The 18,305-nt window shown below is 46.2% G+C and carries 12 protein-coding genes and 1 pseudogene; 4 read left to right on the forward strand and 9 right to left on the reverse strand.

The genetic code is table 11. From position 1 onward, the window contains the following. Positions 1 to 7 precede the first annotated feature (7 nt). From DSBG_RS12075 to DSBG_RS12090, 4 genes are read left to right on the forward strand one after another with little or no spacing between them, the layout of a single operon-like run. Complete coding sequence (locus DSBG_RS12075) at positions 8 to 1,954, forward strand: putative baseplate assembly protein (RefSeq protein WP_068964578.1); 1,947 nt, start codon at positions 8 to 10, stop codon at positions 1,952 to 1,954. Further along, positions 1,954 to 3,966: a phage tail protein gene (locus DSBG_RS12080; RefSeq protein WP_068964579.1), complete on the forward strand. Its 2,013-nt coding sequence runs from the start codon at positions 1,954 to 1,956 to the stop codon at positions 3,964 to 3,966. Before DSBG_RS12075 ends, DSBG_RS12080 begins: the two co-directional genes overlap by 1 nt. Before the next feature lie 16 nt (positions 3,967 to 3,982). Next, the gene (locus DSBG_RS12085) at positions 3,983 to 5,758 is read left to right on the forward strand and encodes a helix-hairpin-helix domain-containing protein (protein ID WP_068964580.1); all 1,776 of its coding nucleotides are present in this window, start codon (positions 3,983 to 3,985) and stop codon (positions 5,756 to 5,758) included. 45 nt (positions 5,759 to 5,803) lie between these two features. Further along, positions 5,804 to 8,551: a hypothetical protein gene (locus tag DSBG_RS12090; RefSeq protein ID WP_068964581.1), complete on the forward strand. Its 2,748-nt coding sequence runs from the start codon at positions 5,804 to 5,806 to the stop codon at positions 8,549 to 8,551. Between the two features lie 363 nt (positions 8,552 to 8,914). Here DSBG_RS12090 and DSBG_RS12095 read toward each other — a convergent pair whose 3' ends face one another. The 9 genes and pseudogenes from DSBG_RS12095 to DSBG_RS12135 form a co-directional block, all read right to left on the reverse strand. Next, positions 8,915 to 9,610, reverse strand: a complete 696-nt coding sequence (locus DSBG_RS12095; RefSeq protein WP_068964582.1) for a FadR/GntR family transcriptional regulator — start codon at positions 9,608 to 9,610, stop codon at positions 8,915 to 8,917. Positions 9,611 to 9,665: 55 nt separating this feature from the next. Further along, positions 9,666 to 10,682, reverse strand: a complete 1,017-nt coding sequence (locus DSBG_RS12100) for an LUD domain-containing protein (protein WP_068964583.1) — start codon at positions 10,680 to 10,682, stop codon at positions 9,666 to 9,668. Positions 10,683 to 10,686: 4 nt separating this feature from the next. Then, positions 10,687 to 12,849: an LUD domain-containing protein gene (locus DSBG_RS12105; RefSeq protein WP_068964584.1), complete on the reverse strand. Its 2,163-nt coding sequence runs from the start codon at positions 12,847 to 12,849 to the stop codon at positions 10,687 to 10,689. Between the two features lie 100 nt (positions 12,850 to 12,949). Continuing rightward, entirely contained in the window at positions 12,950 to 13,666 is a 717-nt protein-coding gene (locus tag DSBG_RS12110) for an ABC transporter ATP-binding protein (protein ID WP_068964585.1), read from the reverse strand. 2 nt (positions 13,667 to 13,668) lie between these two features. Then, positions 13,669 to 14,430: an ABC transporter ATP-binding protein gene (locus DSBG_RS12115; RefSeq protein WP_068964586.1), complete on the reverse strand. Its 762-nt coding sequence runs from the start codon at positions 14,428 to 14,430 to the stop codon at positions 13,669 to 13,671. Continuing rightward, positions 14,427 to 15,371 carry a branched-chain amino acid ABC transporter permease gene (locus DSBG_RS12120; RefSeq protein WP_068964587.1) on the reverse strand — a complete coding sequence of 315 codons (945 nt, stop codon included), beginning with the start codon at positions 15,369 to 15,371 and terminating at the stop codon, positions 14,427 to 14,429. The genes DSBG_RS12115 and DSBG_RS12120 overlap by 4 nt, the downstream gene beginning before the upstream one ends. Beyond that, entirely contained in the window at positions 15,372 to 16,259 is an 888-nt protein-coding gene (locus DSBG_RS12125) for a branched-chain amino acid ABC transporter permease (protein ID WP_068964588.1), read from the reverse strand. It abuts the gene before it with no gap. An 18-nt stretch (positions 16,260 to 16,277) separates the two neighbouring features. Beyond that, entirely contained in the window at positions 16,278 to 17,429 is a 1,152-nt protein-coding gene (locus tag DSBG_RS12130; RefSeq protein ID WP_068964589.1) for an ABC transporter substrate-binding protein, read from the reverse strand. Between the two features lie 269 nt (positions 17,430 to 17,698). After that, positions 17,699 to 18,305: pseudogene (locus DSBG_RS12135) on the reverse strand (IS4 family transposase); the annotation flags it as partial.

An 18,305-nucleotide genomic window follows, 5' to 3' on the forward strand; every position in this document is an offset into this window, starting at 1 on the left:
GAAAATTATGCTGCCTTTACCGGTATTAGATGATAAAAGCTTCAGAGAAATAATAGAAGACGCTTTAAAATTAATTCCCCGGTTTACGCCGGAATGGACTGATTATAACCCACACGATCCAGGAATGACTTTTATTGAACTTTTTGCCTGGCTAACCGAGATGCAGCATTATTACATGGACCAAGTGGGGGAGCAAAATTACCTGAAATTTTTGCGGCTGTTGGGTATCAGGCCCAAAGAGGCCGTTGCGGCAAAAGTAGACGTGACCTTTTCCCTGCCGGAAGGGTATGCTGCAGCTTCACCACTGATTGTGCCCCAGGGGACTAAACTTTTGGCAGGCGAAGTAATTTTTGAAACCCTGGAAACAATCAGTTTGAATAAGGCGAAGCTGGTGAAAATTTTAACTGCCGCAGGAGATTTCTCGGATAATACCGAAGCAAACCGGCGTTTGGGCCTATACTACTATGCCTTCGGTGAAAAAGCTGTCCAAGGCAGTAGACTTTATCTGGGCTTTGATAATTCCCCTGCAGAGCTAACGTTGACTGTCAATCTATTTGAAGATTACCCGGAAGAGGGGAGCCATTATGGTGAGCAGCCGGTAATCATTCCTACGGCCAGGGTCAGCTGGGAATACGGTTATAGGGAAATAGGCTGGGCTGTTGCCAGAGAGACTGGGGACTGGCGGCCGCTGAACCTTCTCAAAGATGAAACCCTCGGCCTGTTCCGGAGTGGCAGGGTATACCTTGCTAGGCCAGATTCCGAGCCGCAGCAGGAGAAAATAAACTTTTGGCTTCGTTGTACCGTGGTGCAGGACGGCTACGAAATACCACCTAAAATTCATAACATCCTGTATAACACGATCGGGGCGGTACAGCAGGAGACCTTAAGCGGTGCGGACAATCCGTTGCTGCTGACCTGCGGCAGCGGTCTGCCGGGGCAAAAAATTATCCTTCAACGCACTCGCGTGATTTCCTCAACCTTTGCTCTGCAGGTTGAGGAAAAAAATAGAGAAAGTAACCAAATTACCCTGATGTGGCGGGACTGGCAGCGGGTGGACGATTTTGACGCCTCAGGACCCGATGACCGGCATTACGTATTAAACCCTGAAACCGGTGAAGTATTTTTCGGTGACGGGGTTAACGGAGCGGTTCCCCCGGCGCCGGTCAGGGTGGGGGAAAAGAATATCCGAGTTGTAACGTATCAGGTCGGCGGTGGTGAAAAAGGCAATCTAAAAGCAGGGGCGGTAAATAAGCTGCTTTGTCCGCCGGACAGTGAACTTGCCGATCTCCTGGTAGAAAACCATTTGCCGGCAGTCAGCGGTGCTGAACCGGAAACCCTGGATAAGGCTAAGGCACGGGCCCGAAGGGAATTAAATACGGTATCCAGGGCGGTGACCTTTGCTGATTTCGAGAAGCTAGCCTGCATGACCCCTGGGTTGCGGGTGGCTAGAGCCAAAGCCTTTCATGGGAAGGAGGGGGTCAAAGTGGTGGTTGTCCCTTACAGCCAGGCACCTAACCCTATGCCAGGAGAAGGTTTTCTGGAAACTGTCCGTCGGCATCTGGATATGCACAGGCTGGTCACCACCAGGGTAGAAGTATTGCCCCCTCAGTATACGGTAGTCAATGTATATGCCTCCGTAGGCATTAAGCCGCGTTATGATCCGGCAACCAGCAGGGAGCAAATCCTGATGGGGCTGGAAAAATTTCTGCACCCCGTCTGGGGCGGTCCCGAAGGAACCGGTTGGCCTTTTGGCCGGAAGGTCTATAAATCGGAACTGTACCAGCTCATCGAAACTATAGAAGGTGTCGATTACGTAAAAGAATTGGAGGTTACCGGTCCAGAGGAAGGCGACCAGATGAAAGATCAGGTAAAGCCGCAAAGATTAGTATACCTAGGTGAGCGGAGGGTTGATATCCTCAGCCCCGGACGAACCGAGAAAGGAGCGGTACGGTAATGAGTTCACGAGCAGACCGGATGCAGTTTCTTACGCTGAATAAAAAAGCGGCCTGGGATGAAGGCCTGCCGTTCCGGATGTGCATTTCGGAGGAAGGAATCAAAATAACAGAGGCTGAAAAATATGTAACCGATCTTGCTGTAGGCAAGGAAGCATTTCCAGCGGGGGTGGAAGTGAGGGACTATGCTGCCGGCTGGTGCAATATGATCTACCTTCTGGATCAAGAGGGCACGGTATGGATTTGTGACCCTGGGCAGAAAAGATTTGAACGGATTTGCTGTACCGGAGCCTATATTCAGAATCCCCTGAGCATCGCTATCACTGCGGATACGGTTTACATAGGGGATGGAGGAGCAGAGGGGAGAATCTTTGCTTTTGCCCTGGTCAACTGGCAGCTTAGGTGGTGTATTACTACCGGCTTTCCTTCTGTTGACTTGGCTGTGGATGAAGAGGGGAAATTGTTCGCTCTGGATGCTGGAGAGCGGAGAGTTTTAATCTTCAATACCGGAGGAAGTCTTATTGAGAAGATTGTATTCGATGGTCCGGACAGGGATTTAATTGCGCTGACAGTTTCACGGGGCGGAATCATTTATTGCTTTGATCGGCAGTCAAATAAGCTCCTCAGTGTGGATCTGGGCTCCGGGGAGAAAAATTATAGCCTGCTTGCTTTTAACCGGGAATTTACCGGTTTGGCTGTCGATACCCGGGACAGCATCTTTATTGGCAGTAATTCCAGCATTTTTAAATATGACGTGACCGGGAAATTGACCAGCGAGATAACTGCTTATAGTGGGACTGTTAAGGGGTTGGCAGTGGTTGGGAGGGATAAGCTTTTTGTTTTGGGAGCAGTGGAGCTTAACATCCTGACGACGCGGACCGTGCTGGCCAGACCGGAGGAAGGGCTGCTGCCGAAAGGGGTTTACTTCTCCAAGGCCTTTGACAGCACCGCACCGGGAACGAGGTGGCATAAGTTCCTCCTTGATGCGGAAATCCCGGAGAATACACAAATAAAGGTTTCTTATCTGATTGATGAGCAAAACTCGCTGGACGATTATATCACCGAAGGTTTGGCGGCGGAGGAGGAGGAACTGGAAAAGATCGTTACACACCTGAACGGCCTGAACTGGTCTCCGCCCCTCATTAACCCAGGCGATGCCCTGGTCTTGTATGATGAAAGTAACGCCGAAATAAGTTCGAAAGGGCGGTACCTTTGGCTTCGGATTGAACTTACTGGCAATGAAACGGAATCACCTGTCTTAAGGAGTATCCGCGTTTATCTCCCGCGGTCATCGTATCTACGGTACTTACCCGCTGTTTATCAGGAAGATGACAGCAGCAGATATTTCCTGGAACGGTTTTTGTCTTTGTTTGAAACCTTTTTTAGTAAACTTGAGGAGCAAACCTACCACGTCACTGGTCTTTTTGACCAGGCTGCTGTTCCAGGGGAGTTTCTCAACCGTCTTGCGGCCTGGTTGGGCATTGTCGTTGATGAAAATTGGCCGGAAGAGAAATTACGGCAGTTGATAAAAAAGGCCATGGACTTATATAGGAAGCGCGGTACCTGTGCCGGAATTGAGGAGATGATTGAGCTATATACGGGGATTAAACCTTATATCATAGAACATTTTGAGCTCGATTGCATGCAGGATGAAAAATTGAAGGAACTGCTTTACGGAAATGATCCCGATGTGTTTACTGTGCTGCTGAATTCGGTCAAGGCACACAGAGAATGTTTTACAGTTCACGATTTTACGGACAACGAACTTGTAACGGTACAGCGAATACTAAGTTCAGAAAAACCAGCTCATACCGACGTCAGACTTGTGGTGCTGCAGCCCTGGATTTATCTTGATCTGTACACTTACCTGGGTGTTAACACATGTCTATCCGAACCTTCTCCCTGTCTCGACACTGGGGCATATATGCCGCGCGATACGGTTTTAACTGATTACGAAGCAGCTGGACAGATGGAAAGACGGTCAAGACTGGGTCTGGATACAATACTAACTTGAAAAAGGAGGTCTTATTATGACAGATTGCTACTCTAAAAATACCTTTGTGCGCAACCGGTACTTTTATGGCAAGTTACTTACTGTCAGTGACTTTGAGATAGAGCAGCGCTACTTTATTGAAAAGTCCCAGGCTGTTAACCGCCTGCTCCACGGTGTAGGCGTGGTAAGCGGTTTGCAAGTCACCTCGACAATAAAATCTACTGCTGCGGGAAAAACTCTAACCGTTAAGATTTCCGAAGGCATGGCACTGGATTGCTGTGGGAATCTGATTTATGTAAGCGGCGAGGAAAATGTGGAGGAAAACCCGGTAGAAAACCATACTTACTATTTTTATTTGAAATACAAACAGTGCTATGGGCATCCTCAGCCGGCACCGGCCAAGAATTATCCCTGTAAGGAAGAATGTTGCTACGGCCATATTGAGGAAGCTTACGAGGTTATTATTTCCACCGGGGAACCGGAAGTCCAATTAACCGGAGAATATGATGTGCCTGTTAAAGAACTTGAGAAAATTTGTCTAACGGAAACCACGGGATCCTGTCCGCACTGTAAAAATCCCGATGACGCCAAAGTTCTTATCGGCGTGGCGAAGGTAGTGGACGGAAAAATAGATAATGAAGGATCAACAGCGGAATTTATCAGATATCGTTCGGTAGTATATAACCACCCCATGCTGCGTGACCTGGTGCTTGCCCTGAATGAGTTTGCGCTTAAGATCAGCGCTGAGGTTAAGGTTTTAAGTAATGATTTGAAGACTTTGAACGTTGATGTGCAGGGGATTGAAAAACATGTAGAAAAAATTGACGGCCAGGTGGTGGCGTTAGAAGAGTTCGAGCTTAAGATCGGCGGTGAGATCGAGGTTTTAAGTAATGATCTGAAGACTTTGAGCATTGATGTTCAGGGCATGGAAAAACACCTGGCTGAAATTGACGGTCAGGTGGTGGCATTGGAGGAAGACTCGAAGAAACTGGATAAACATCTTGGGCTACATTTAACCGACTTCAAAAACCCCCATAAGACTAGTCACAATGCAACCAACCCTGCTCCTGCGGACGAAAGCAGTGATGACAACACCAGAGATAAGCATGTGTCCAATGCCGATGCCATGCGCTGGAACCGTTCTATTGCAGCGATCCAGGTGGACAACGTTGTTTTGGAAAAGCCAGGAGGCTATATCCACCTGAAGGCAGGGGAAAATGTCACCCTGAAGACTGAGGAAGATGCTACAGTCATCGTCAGCGCCGCCGGGGCTACAGCGACAACAGCCAAAACCGGCCGGGTGTCGATTAAAACCGGTAATGGCGGGATTGGATCTGTAATGGTTGACCCTGGTTTAAAGGAAAGCTACGGTGTTCAGCTAGGCTTGGAATTTGAGACAGAAAGCAGTATATATGTTGAATATGCGCCTGTTCATATCCTGAATTCTAAAGAGCAGGTTTCCATCTCAAGCCGGGTGTTCCTAAAAGGGGATAACATTGGCAAATTCGAAATCTTTGTACATTACATAAACAATGATATGACTCATATTGTCGAGACCTTCACGGCTAATGTCCAGTGGGTTGCTATCCCGGCAGAAAAAGTGAGAATCCTCAAACCTGGCAAGATTGCCTTGACAGATATCAAAGATATCAATGAGCTTTATGCGTACAAATTAAGTAGTGAAGGTATTACTGATGCGGCGGCTCTGGCCAAAGCTTCCGACCAGAAGGTTGCTGATATCCTAGAGATAAATGATCTCGGCAAAGTCCGAAGCCTGATTAATGAAGCAAAGAAGCTACTGGAGGAATCATGAACGTAGTGCCTGACCAATGGTTGTGAGTTCTGGAGGTGATATTAAATGAGTGGTCGTCGGGCAGATCAAACTAAAAAAATCGTTGCTGCACAACCCAACAAGGACGTAACATCCGTAAGAGGGCAAATTACGGATCGCTCATCAATAAACCTACTTCTCCAACTTCAGAAGACTCTAGGCAATGAGGCGGTGCAGCGCCTGATCCAGGCAAATCTGAATGCCGCTCAACCGAGAGATATAGTTAACTTTTATAAAGTTTCTATTGAAGGAAAGACAGTTACTCTTACTGAAGGAGAGTATAAATCTGAACTCGTTCGGATTACCAGCCAGCTAGAAGTTAATTTTGGGTTGCTGGAGGGTGAAGCGGTTTACAATGCCCGGCAGCATAAGATGTTCCTTGATGAAATCCACGGTTTTGTAGGTTGTATAAGTGATATCCTTGGTGATACAGTACCACCTCATATCGGAATTTGGTCCTGGCCACGTCCGGCAATCGAACGGGGGCGGGAAGCGCTTAAGACCGGAAGAGTAGAGGTGGCGGCAAAACAGTTAAAGCTTGCTCAGGAATCATTACGCGATGCCAAGCGGGAGTGGAATGTATATATCGATAAGACAACAGGCGGTTCTGAACAAGCGGTTACAGCTTTGACCTATACAAGAGATATCTCTTTCGCTATTGCTATCGGGACAGCCACAGTTGTCGCCGCTCCGGTAGTCGCCGGCGCCCTTGCCGGGGGTGGCGCTATAACAACCGGTACCGTCCTTACCACAGGTGCCATGGTAACCTCAGGTGGAGCCGGGGCAGGCGCTGTCCTACGGGGCGGGTCTTCTGCAGCGGGGCAGGCTCTGGCCGGCGGCCCGATTAACTATAACGAGGTATTGAAGGAATCTGTTGAGGGAGCTAAGCGTGGCGCAGTGGACGCTGCTAGCGGTGTGGTCGGTGTTGGTGCAGGAAAAGCACTCGGACTCGGAGCAAAAGGTGTGGGTCTCGGCCAGCAAATTTTAAAAGGTGGCTTGGCGGGCGGAGCAGGTGGAGGTATCGGAGGAGTATTGGATGCGTCCCTGGAGAGGAAATCGGCCAAGGAAATCATTGAGGCTGGTGGCAAAGGCGTATTGGCAGGATTTGTGGGGGGGATTTTTGGTACTGCAGCTACTGGTTTTTCACAGGGGAAATCCCCAATGGTGAAGTTTCTTGCTGAGACCCTTGGTGAGGGTGGCGGCGGGGCGGTAAGCGCCGCCCTTACAGGAGGATCACCAGAAGAAATTAAGAAAGCGATCATCACAAGTGTTATTACCGGAAGAGCAACATCAATGGCGGCTCACCCTACTAAGGGGGCGCTTAAGGCTAATGTAAAGGCAGATATGGAAGTATTACCTGAACGAACTCCTGATAGGACAAAGCCAGGAACAGCAAAAAAACCTTGGAAGTGGTCATGGAAAAAGGGTAACAAGAATGAAATTCCCATGATGATAGACCACCCTGAATACCCCAACATCTTTTATGATGCCAATATTAAAAACCTTAACTTGAAAAAACTGTTTAAAGAACTAGGAAAGACTGAAACGGGCAGTCAAATCATTCGGGAAATTGAAAACGGTAACATGCATCTTATTGTTACGAAGGAGGGCTTGTCGAAAAGAGCTGTGGGACTCCAAACCGGCAAGGAGGTGCATGTAGTGTGGAACGATAACAGGAAGGAGGTTGTGAGCACCCTAATTCACGAGGGGTCGCACTTTCTGTTCAATGATGAGAACGGTAACCCCACCGGCACAAGGCTTCATAACGAGGCTGACGCCAGAATTCATGAGTATGAATACAGGATGAAAGTGGGAGCAAAGCCCTATGACAGCGCAGAAGCTGCCTATCGGGAAACCTTTAGAAAAGTGAATAAGGAAACAATGGATCCGGCTAAAGCCCAGGTTGCAGCTGAAAAGGCGATGATAGCAGACCTGAAGCAGGATTATGAACGTACAGGGGTGGAGTCACCTCAGCAGGAAAGGGCTGACAGCGGGCAGTTAATCCACGAGACGGCAGTGAGAATTGAAAATAGAATCTTCAAGGGATCCAAGGCGCCTCTACCAGCATCTGAGGTTGCAGGCGGCGGATCTGCTCCAACCGGAACTGCCCCAATTAAACCCGGGACTTCGGAGTACCACCGCCAGCCAAATGAGGATCGGAGAACGGTTAGGGGAGTTCCCGCTTCCAGGAAAGGAGGGTCAGTGACAGGGTCTCCAAAAGAGAGCGTAGATGATTTTATTAAAAGAGGCGGTGAGATAAAGAAGTTACCTCCTGACCCCAGGCTTAGTTCTGACTCATCCACCCGCTCTTTCTATGAAGAAATTGCAGAATCGGGATTGATTCATGAAGATCCGGTCCTGGAGAGTTTGCTTAGGGTCCAGGGAACATGTAGGGATACCCTATTTAAGGATCAGATTGTCCCCATATTGAGGAGGTCAATGCCGGCTAATTCGGTATTTACAACTAGGGATTCCATATTCCTCGAGCAGGTTCTGGGTATCCAAAAGCTTCCCTGGCGGAGGGGGGCAGGTCCGGATCTTATTCTTGTAGACGTTCAGGGAAAAAGAATAGCAATTTTAGATTTGACCAGAACTCCAAGGGCAAGCCATTCCTCAAAAACAGCGAATTATACCGGGCTCCTGAAAGATGTTTTGCCTAGAGGATGGCAAATAGAGACTACTCAGGATTTCTACCATGTGGGCCAATTTAGTTCCCAGAAGGTAATTCTCCAGTTAAAAGATATTTTAGTTAAGTTCGGATTGCATTTGAGCTAATTGACGATTGTTTAAAGTCGAAGGAACCAAGGCTTTAGCACCTTCACCAATAAATATTAGTTGCGTGGTTTCCAGACGGGGGCAACATTTATATTTCAGCAGAGCTTCGATATGTCTTAAACATATTGGTTAAATAATTTAACCTTAAATAATAAATCTATTTTTCTGTTCAAAAGAAAAGACCAGCTTGAATGTTACTTCAAGGTGGTCTTTTTAAATAATGGCTTTAATATTCCGCACATTATCAACTCTCCTGTTGACATAAGGTTAAATTCAGCAGTAAATAATCAGCAAAGTACTTCTCAAGATTTACTTTCTCGTTTGTTCTCGAAAAGAGTATATTCTTTGTTCGTGGGATGTTGGCTAGCCCTCGCCTCTTGATCCTTCTAAATGTTTTTTCATAAGAATCCTTGCTTGTTCTGCGTTGTGACAAACAATGGCCTCATATATCGAGATATGTTCTTGGATTGTGCATAATCCCCCAATGTCATGACTAAAACGGAGTGGTCCAGCTTTCTTTATGAGCTCCAGAATATGAATTACAAACGTTTGGAGAAGTCGATTCATCATTGAATTCTGTGAAGCTTGAGTAATCAGAAAGTGAAACCGCATATCCGCTTTAGCATAAGCGTCTAAATCATTTAAATGAGACTGCATGTCACGAAGGGCCTGAGAAATTCGCTGCAAGTCTTCCTCTGTGGCTCTCAACGCTGCTAAGCCGGCACATTCAACTTCAAGCGTAATCCGAGTTTCCCAAAGCTCCTCTATTCGTGTCGGCTCGACCGATAAAGCTAAAGCCAAAGGACTAATAACCTCATTTAACTGAGCATCGCGAATGAACGTACCCCCTCCGGGTTTAATTTCAACCCATCCTAAGAACTCCATAGTTCTTAAGGCTTCGCGCAAAGTTGTCCGACTAACCCCCAACTCACCTGCCATTTCTCGTTCACCCATCAGGCGATCTCCGGGTCGGAGCTTTTCCTTGATTATCAAGCTATTAATTTGTTTTAGAACCTCGTGAGACGTTCTTTGAGGTTTCGTAATCTTTTCAAACTGCATTGAAACCCTCCCCTAGGTACGAGAGCTAAACTTGACGGAGCTAAACCTAACAGAGCTAAACCTGGATACCCATGGGACAATTTTGATTACACAATGTGCAGTCCCCACAATCTGTATTATTAGCTTGTTTTGAGCCTTGTACAAAAGCGGCCAAAACGTTGGCCCTTTTCCCGCTGAAAAAATAGCCCCTCTCTAATCCTTCGCCAAGATATTTGGGGCAATCGACGAGACACCCTCCGCAGTGCAGGCATTTAAGCAAATCCCACTGCTGATTTTCAGAAGCTGCCAAACGTCCATTATCGAGCAAAATGACATACACCTCTTTGGGGCCGTGCATACCTTGGACCATTCTAAACTCGATATCTGCCGTTCTGCTAGGGCCACTGATAAAGGAAATATATTTAAGAACATCTTTTCCCATGCCATACACACTGATCGCCCGACAAACAGTCAAAGCATCTTCGAGTGAAGGGACAATTTTATCAATTCCAGCCACCACAATATGGTTATACGGAAGATTCGAGGTGAATCGTACATTTCCCTCACTTTCTAAGAGGGCAAGGGTTCCATTCTGTTCAACAATAGCCTCTGCACCTGTAATTCCATACTGCATATGAGCTACCTGGAGTTTGATCTCATCCTTATTCTGGGCTACCCACTCCTTATTGGAAATGGGGGTATTAATGCTGGCAATCCAAGGGTGCGCGTTAACCTTTGTCCCGGCGATTCGTTCCCCTAGATCAGTATCAAAAACCTTAACCTCTTGGGACTGTAAATACTCCCTTAGATTTATTTCGTTAAATACAGAGTTTTTACTCATTGCAACGCTCTGATTGCCTGCCAGGATTTTCAAGATTTGTTTTTGAGCCTCTGTGGCGTTCTGAGCAAAAATTACATGACAGCCTTTGCCTTTGAGGGTGGTAACTGCCTTGTCAACATAATCCTTAAGATTAGCGGCCATCGAGCTTTTGATTTCTTGCACTTGGCTAGCCAGATTTGGATACTCTTGCAGAAGTCCGTCGCGACGAGAACTAATTTTCTTTAAGATCATTTGAGCCTTTGTACTGCTCATTTTCTCATCTCCTCCCATAGGCTCGGCTCAGAATCTGAACCACGTGAGAAACTTTTTGCTTCATAGCGTGCTGAGCAATGCCATCGCGAAAATGAACCATGCATCCGGGACAACTCGTCGCCAAAGTGGTGGCCTGAGTATCCGCAACGTCCTTCAATTTTCCTTCATTAATCCGTTGTGAAAGTTCATAGAAGCTTAAACTGAACGAACCACCAAATCCACAACACATATCGGCGTCCTGCATTTCTACATAATTCACTCCAGGGATCTTTTGGATAATTTCCCGGGGTTCCTTTTTCACACCCATACTCCGAGCGAGATGACAAGGATCATGATAGGTCACCGTTTCTGCGACTCTGTGCTCAGGTGGCTTTAACCGAATATCTTGGCTGAGAAATTCGTTAATATCTTTTACCTTCAGAGCAAGGTTTCTCACCTTTTTCTGAAGCTCCGGGGAATCCTCGGCAAACAGTTTAGGGTACTCCTCTTTGAAAGCAACGGCACAACTCGGGCAAACAAAAACCAAAGCATCCATCTCTAAAGAACTATAAGCCGCAATGTTTTTTAAAGCCATAGTTTTGGCGTGATCTAGGTCTCCGCTCACAATACTAGGAATTCCGCAACAAACATCCTCATTAGCAAGTTTAACCTCAACGTTATTTTCTGCTAAGACATGAAGTAGCGCTTCGCCCAGATCTGTCTCAGTGTAATTCACGACACACCCTGGATAAAAACCGACTTTTTTAACCGGTTTAGCAAGTGGTTTTGGTTTGGCAATTTCCGTAAAGGACTTGCCGGAGAAGCGGGGAATTACACGCTCTTGCGGTAAGCCGAAGGAATTTAACGTCAAACGGGAGGTCATCCCCTTATCAGACTCTTTTAAGGCCAGCTTTCCAAAGGTTGTCGCTAGTTTATTGACCACAGGCAGGGTTTGAGGTTTGCTTAACATCGAGAAGATTAAATTCTTCTTCCAACCTACCCCTTTTTGAGCCACAGCATCTTGCCGAAGCTTCCATAACATATTGGGGGTCGCCATTTGTACGGGGCAGGCGGTTTGACACTTTTGACAGCCGATACAAAGAGATAAGCCGTTTTCTTCAGTCTTTTCTAGGTCGCCATGAAAGGCGGCAAAGACTAAGCCTCGTCCCCCCAGATATTTATAGCCGTACTTGCTGCCGACTTCCGCATAAACTGGACAAAAGTTTAAGCAGCTTCCGCAATTGATACAGTATAGGGATTCTTGAAATCCTGCCTCAATCGCTTCCTGACGACCATTTTTCAATAAAACGATATGCACTTCTTTAGGACCCTGACCGTGTGTATCTTCGTCCAGATCAGGGTCTAGGGATTCACTGACTCCTGAGATCACCGAAACATAGGTTCCGATGTCCTGACCTACGCCATAGACTGCTGCCGCCCGTACAACTTGCATAGCATCTTCAAGGGTCGAGACGATTTTCTCCACACCGGCAATCACAATGTGAACTTTAGGCATCATTGAAACCGCCCGGATATTCCCTTCATTTTCAGTTACGAAAATGCTCCCCGTATCTGCTGCAATCGCATTGGCCCCCGAGATTCCAACATCCGCTTTAACCAAAAAGTCGCGGAGTCCCTTACGGGCAGAAACGACCAAGGCTTCGGGAGTACATTCTAATTGAATTCCCTCCTCTTCAGAAAAGAGCTGGGTTATCTTTTCGATTGAAAGATGGATCGCTGGAGCCAGCGAGTGACTCGCTTCACACTTTGCCAGCTGATTAATTCGATCTCCCAGATCTGTTTCAACGACTGTTACGCCACGATCTTCAAGGTAATGGGAAATATTAATTTCTTTACCGGCATTGGATTTGGACTTAACGACCAAGCCCTCCTTCGGAATGAGGCTCGCGATATAGTTTTGGGCATCCTCAGCAGTATCAGCCAGATACACTTTGCAGCCCTTTTCTTCCAACGATCGTTGTGCTTTGGCGATCACTTCATCTAAATGATCCATGCTATATTCTTTGATCTGGCGCAAACGATTAGAAAGCTCGGGATAATTGGGAACCATCTTTAACATGGCTGGGCGGATCGCATCAAAAGCGCGAAATCTCCCTTTGCGAGACTCCATATCCTTGAGCCCTTCTGTGACCTTACTTTTTACGATTTTATAGGTTTGCTTTCCCATGGTTGACCTCTTCTCCTTTGGTTTAGTGGTTGGACCGGTAGGCATAAACAAAAGAGGGGATTATAGTAAGGGATTAGCGTATGCAAACGCTCGTTAATATTTAAGTATCAGCCTTCATCCCGCCCAGATAGGCTTCCATAACCCGAGGATTTTTGGCAACCTCTTCAGCCTTCCCATGCAGGACGATCTTTCCTGTTTCCAGAACATAGGCATAGTGAGCAATCTTTAAGGCTTGACGAACATTTTGCTCAACGAGGAGAATCGTTGTACCTTCCTGATTGATCTCTTGAATGACTTTAAAGATATCGGCAACGACCAGAGGGGCTAGGCCCATGGAGGGTTCATCAAGTAGTAGCAGCTTAGGTCTAGCCATCAGAGCACGGCCGATCGCCAGCATTTGTTGCTGCCCTCCAGAAAGTGTTCCTCCTAATTGTTGTTTGCGTTCTTCTAAGATCGGAAAACGCTTAAAAACCTTTTCTAAATCTGCCTGAACTTCTTTATCTTTTCTTTGATAGGCTCCCATCTCCAAGTTTTCCAGAACCGTCATCCCTGCTAAAACATTTCGTCCCTCTGGGACCAGAGACATGCCCAGACTTACAATTCTGTGAGGGGCCAAACCTCGAATCTCCTGGTTTAGGAACTTAATCTGTCCAGCCTGAGCCTTGAGAAGCCCAACCAGAGATTTCATAGTGGTCGTCTTTCCGGCTCCGTTCGCCCCGATGAGAGAAACAATCGAGCCTTGGGGAACGTCGAGGTCAATCCCTTTAATCGCCCTTATACTGCCATAACTTGTCGACAAACCGCTGATGTTCAGCATCTCTATGCCTCCTCCCGGCCCAAATAAGCTTCAATGACCAACGGGTTTTTCTGAATCTCGGCCGGAGTACCTTCAGCAATCTTTTGTCCGAAATTAATTACCACAAGTCGATCACAAACGTTCATGACAAGATTCATATCATGTTCAATTAAGATGACGGTTTTCCCCATCAGTTGTATTTTCTTGATCAGAAGACGCAAGTCTTCGGTTTCACTCTCATTCATTCCTGCGGCAGGTTCATCGAGAAGAATTATCTCGGGTTCTGTTGCCAGCGCCCTGGCGATTTCCAAGCGGCGTTGTTGCCCATAGGGGAGCGAACCAGCGGGAGTATCCGTGTCATTTTCAACTCCGACTAACTGAAGGAGAGCTTGAGCTCGTTCGCTGGTCCTTTTCTCTTCCTTGCGTTGGGCGGGAGTACGCCATAATCCCTTCCATACCCCGGCCTTAGTTCGACAATGTGCCCCGACCATAACATTGTCCAGCGGACTCATATGGCCGAACAGGCGAATATTCTGGAATGTGCGAGCTAAGCCTAACGACGTAACCTTATATGGCCGTATTCCTAACAAATTTTTACCCTTGTAGGAGATCTTTCCGCTGCTAGGTGGAAAAATCCCGGTGATCAGGTTAAAGAGAGTCGTCTTTCCGGCACCATTTGGACCGATAATCCCTACGATTTCCCCGCCATTCACGGTAAAACTCACATTACCTAACGCCGCCAAACCGCCAAAGCTTTTACTCACTTGATCAAGGACTAATGTCATTGTTTAATCCCCCTTCCAAGCTTGCGTTTCCAGAAACGAACTGTCTCCTCACTAATCAACCCCTGAGGCCGAAAGGCCATCATAGCAACCATCAGCGCTCCATAAATCATTAGACGATATTCAGAAGCTGAGCGCAACAGTTCAGGCAGCAAGGTTAGCAGTAATGCTCCGACAATGGGCCCTATAATTAAGTCGCTGCCACCTAAGACAGCAAAAGTGAGAATTTCAACGGTACGGTTGTAGGCAAAATCCTTCGGTCCGATAAAAAAAGTTAAATGAGCAGATAGACCGCCGGCAATCCCAGCAATTAAAGCCCCTAGAGCAAAAGCGAGCAGTTTATAATATGTCGTATTGATCCCCATAGCTTCGGCCGCAGGTTCATCGGCTTTAATAGCTGCAAAGGCCCGACCAACTCTGGATCGGTTAAGTCTTGTACAAAAAAAGATCAGAAAAGAGAGACAGAGGAGCAGGACAACTAAGACCATCAAGTTACTCGTCTGCTGAGCAGTTAAGCCACCAACCCCATGGGGGAAACCTAAGGCAGACAGGGCTTTGCCAATCTTAGCCCCAAGGGTTGGAATTCCGGATATTCCCAATGCACCATTGGTAACCTTCAGGTTTAAAACGATAACTCGTACAACTTCTCCAAAGCCGAGGGTGGCAATCGCCAAGTAGATCCCTGTAAGTCTTAAGGCAGGAAATCCAATAATTATGGAAATAAAACTTGCAGCAATACCCCCGATTGGGATGCCCAGATAGACGGGTAAACCTGCTTTTACAGTCAGGATTGCACAAGTATAGGCTCCAATGCTCATAAAACCAGCATTTCCCAGAGATAACTGCCCGGTCGCTAGCGTCAGATAAATGCTTACCCCAAGGATGGCATTTAACAAAACAAAGATGGCAATTTGTAGATAATATTGGTTCAAGATAACGTCCACTTAAAAACGTCCTCCCTTCCGAGTCGAAGACCCAAAAAGTCCTTGAGGACGAATAAACAAAATTAGAATAATCATACCAAAGGCTACAGCATCTCTATAGGAAGAGGCGCCGTAAGCAACCGTGAATACTTCTGCTATCCCTAAAATCAGGCCTCCGACCATTGCTCCGGTGATATTTCCCATTCCACCAAAGATTAGAACAGCAAGCCCTTTCAAGCCCATGCTTAATCCCATCGTGGGCTCAACGGCATTAATAGAGAGTCCGACCAGAACTCCAGCAATTCCTCCTAATCCTGAAGCGAGTGCGACGGTTAGTAAGATTATTTTGTTGGTGTTAATACCAAGCAGGTTGGCTGTATCGATGCTTTCAGCAGTTGTTCGGATGGCTTTGCCAACACGGGTTTTAGACAGCCAAAATCTAAGAACAAACATCAAGCCGAAGGATATGGCGAGAATTATAATTTGAACAAGCGAAATTTGAATCGATCCTAGTTGGATCTGAACCCCTGATAATGCTCCCGAAGGAAAAGTTTGTGATTGAGGCCCAAAGATCTTTAATGCTAGATTTTCAAGAAAAATTGATACTCCGATCGTGCTAATTAAAGGAGCCAGATCGGAAACGGCCCGGCGCCGTAGAGGACGCAGGGCCAGCATTTCCATCAGAATACCTAGCAACGCACAGGCCACCATGGCGCCAGCCATAGCCACAAAGATATTTACCTTCAGATAAGTCACCAGAAATAATCCGACGAAAGCTCCGAACATAAATATCTCTCCGTGAGCCATGTTGATGATGTTTAGGACCCCCATAATGAGGGTATATCCCAAAGCAACTAGTGAATAAGTGCTTCCCAATGTCAAACCATTGACCAATTGTTGCCAGAACAAAACCTTCACTCCTAAAGTTTATTTTAACTCTGTAAACTGACCGTCCTTAACGATTAAAACTGTAGCATCCATTAAAGGGTTCCGTTTTTCGTCAAAAGCAAATTTTCCAGTCACACCTTCGAAATCCTTAATGGTCGCCAGGCTGTCGCGGAGCTTTTGGCGATCTGTGGTTGATCCGGATTTTTCCAACGCAGCTGCGTAAATGTGAAGTGCATCATAAGATTGGGCGGCAAACTGATCGGGCGTTTTATTATATTTAGCTTTGTAGTCAGCAACAAACTTTTTAATCTTTTCATTTTCTTTGCCAGGGTACCAAGGGCTAGCCACAATCGCGCCTTCCGCTGCTTGTCCGGCGATCTTGATTAGCTCGGGAGAGTTAAAGCCATTCGTTCCGACAAAGGGAACAGTTATCCCAATTTCTCTGGCTTTCTTTAAAACGAGGGCCGCTTCCTGATAGAGGCTCGATACCATTACAGCATCAGGCTTTAACGAAGCAATTTTAGTCAACTGAGCGGAAAAGTCCGTATCTTTATCAGCAAACGTTTCGGTAGCGATGATCTCCACTCCATTATCCTTGAGGGCTTTTTCCATCGTCTTATAGCCGGACACGGCCCAGTCGTTATTACTTGAATACATAACCGCTACCTTTTTCAAGTTATATTTCTCGACGGCCTTCTTAACGGCTTGGGGGACTGCTGAAGATTCTGGCAAAGCATTCCGGAAGACAAACTCCCCAATATCCGTTACCCCTTCGGCTGTGGTTGAAGTTCCCATGATTGGTACGCCTGATTGGTTGGCAATCGGGCCGGCCGCAAACATTTCTCCGCTGAGGGTCGGTCCAATAAGTCCTACGACATTATCTTTGTTGATTAATTTGTTAACGGCATTAATGGCTTCAGTATTATTCCCACGGGAATCCTCATACACAAGGTCAATTTTAACCTTGCCTTGAGCATTGATCTCATCCTTAGCGAGATCCAGACCTTCCTTCTGTGATTGACCATAGGCAGCTCCGCCGCCACTCATATAGGCGACAACACCGAGTTTAGCAGATTCACCTTGTGAATTAGAATTTGCAGCGGGAGCAGAACCCCCTCCACATCCTGCAGTAGTCAGCAGCAGAGTTCCGATCATCATTCCAGTAAACCATTTTGAAAGACTTTTTTTCATTGTTACAATTACACCTTCCTTAATTTGATTGTGTTTTATAATAGATAGATTTATTATTCGTCGTATATTATCGAATTACCTTCATGGTTATAAAAAAACTACGAAAATTGTAATTCTTAGCTTCAAGATGACATTAAAAGAATGAAAAGCCATTTTCAGGATAGATTTCGCAATATCTTAGGGTGAAAGACAGAAGAGTGGAGTGGAGTTTTATCACCACTGGGAGTTTAAGCAAAAAATAAATTAGTAATTAGTAATTAGTTATTTACTCAACTTTCGCACCCCAGTTGTGCAAATAAAGCCCTAATATAACTGGGCAAATCACTAATCCAGTTGTGTAGTTGACTAAGCGATTCTTTGTTCTTGGGTTTGTTCGGTAGTAGATCGAGTACAAATGCCATCAATTGACGTAAGGCTGTTTTTAAGTCTAAATCCATTACCTCATCTGCAAAAAGGTAAAACAATCCTCCCAGTGAACGTTCATCGTTATTTTTTCTACGCTCCCACTCAAGGATGAGATAACGAGTAAAGACTATTGTTGTGTGGCTAATCATCATATCGAATGACCGTCCTTGGAATTCGGTACCCAGTTTTAAGTGTGATTTAGCCACTTTGAAAAAGGTCTCGATACCCCAACGCATCCCATAAATCCTTATAATCTCAGCATTATCTAAGGCAATATCTGTTGTTAGAATTGCCAACCAATCTCTGCGGTTGTTCCGATTCTGGACGAAGACAATCTTAAGAGATAAACCTGTTATGGTTTGAACACGAACTGAGCCCAGAATTTCCGCTTTATGGTTTTTAGGGATTTTAGCGTAAAGCTCACTTAGACTTAATGCATTTCCCTCGAAACAATACGTTGTTAAGCTCTTT

It is taken from the genome of Desulfosporosinus cupriresistens, from assembly GCF_001707885.1.
Taxonomy (GTDB): Bacteria; Bacillota; Desulfitobacteriia; order Desulfitobacteriales; family Desulfitobacteriaceae; genus Desulfosporosinus.

Excerpts from the sequence above, each read along its gene's own strand:
- DSBG_RS12075 (WP_068964578.1), top strand. The coding sequence starts at position 8 with ATGCTGCCTTTACCGGTATTAGATGATAAAAGCTTCAGAGAAATAATA.
- DSBG_RS12080 (WP_068964579.1), top strand. The coding sequence starts at position 1,954 with ATGAGTTCACGAGCAGACCGGATGCAGTTTCTTACGCTGAATAAAAAA.
- DSBG_RS12085 (WP_068964580.1), top strand. The coding sequence starts at position 3,983 with ATGACAGATTGCTACTCTAAAAATACCTTTGTGCGCAACCGGTACTTT.
- DSBG_RS12090 (WP_068964581.1), top strand. The coding sequence starts at position 5,804 with ATGAGTGGTCGTCGGGCAGATCAAACTAAAAAAATCGTTGCTGCACAA.
- DSBG_RS12095 (WP_068964582.1), bottom strand. The coding sequence starts at position 9,610 with ATGCAGTTTGAAAAGATTACGAAACCTCAAAGAACGTCTCACGAGGTT.
- DSBG_RS12100 (WP_068964583.1), bottom strand. The coding sequence starts at position 10,682 with ATGAGCAGTACAAAGGCTCAAATGATCTTAAAGAAAATTAGTTCTCGT.
- DSBG_RS12105 (WP_068964584.1), bottom strand. The coding sequence starts at position 12,849 with ATGGGAAAGCAAACCTATAAAATCGTAAAAAGTAAGGTCACAGAAGGG.
- DSBG_RS12110 (WP_068964585.1), bottom strand. The coding sequence starts at position 13,666 with ATGCTGAACATCAGCGGTTTGTCGACAAGTTATGGCAGTATAAGGGCG.
- DSBG_RS12115 (WP_068964586.1), bottom strand. The coding sequence starts at position 14,430 with ATGACATTAGTCCTTGATCAAGTGAGTAAAAGCTTTGGCGGTTTGGCG.
- DSBG_RS12130 (WP_068964589.1), bottom strand. The coding sequence starts at position 17,429 with ATGAAAAAAAGTCTTTCAAAATGGTTTACTGGAATGATGATCGGAACT.